Origin of the sequence: Collinsella sp. AM34-10 (genome assembly GCF_003469185.1) — a bacterium.
GTDB lineage: Bacteria > Actinomycetota > Coriobacteriia > Coriobacteriales > Coriobacteriaceae > Collinsella.
The window spans coordinates 1-681 of record NZ_QSIL01000002.1; positions in this window are offsets into that span (position 1 = coordinate 1).

Below are 681 nucleotides of genomic sequence, written 5' to 3' on the forward strand. Positions count from 1 at the left end.
TTAGACCATTTCAAATGGTTCGATGTCTGCCCGGATGCGACACTGAAGTAAGTGTCCATCCTCGCAGTATCCGGTTCTCAAGGTGCACGCCTGCGCGGTACATCCGGTTCGACCGGGCCGCGCGGCAAGGAGATATATTGCCAGACCGGAGGGGCCCCGGGGGCGGGAATCTGGGACTCCATATTTTGTTCACAAATGAATCTTGGGACCCTGGAACCCGTCAGGGTCTAATCAACGATCATATATCTCAGACAGACCGTATGACCTCGGTGTTCTTGCTGTCTGATGTAGACGCATCGCTTATATACCCAAACCAGAACTGAATAGCGCCTAGGAGATGGATTGCTTAGGTTCCCCTTATAGGGCCTTTACGCGGCAAAGGACCCCGCCAGACAGCGCTGGAGCCCCATTGGTGTGCAACCCCAAGCTGCAAAACGCGAAACGCGAGAGAAGATTGATTTGTGATCTAAATTGGCAGATCCATCTAGGAAATACACAACCAGCCAAAGAAGCGTTCCTAAGTGCGGACTATAAAGAACGAGTCCCAAGACAGGCCTCGAAGAGAATCAGCCCACTCCATATGCTATTGCGACTTTAGAATAAAGAAATCAGCTATCTAGAGCCACGGCTCGATATAAACGCAAAAAAAGGGGGAGGCCGCGAGGCCTCCCCCTTCTACAT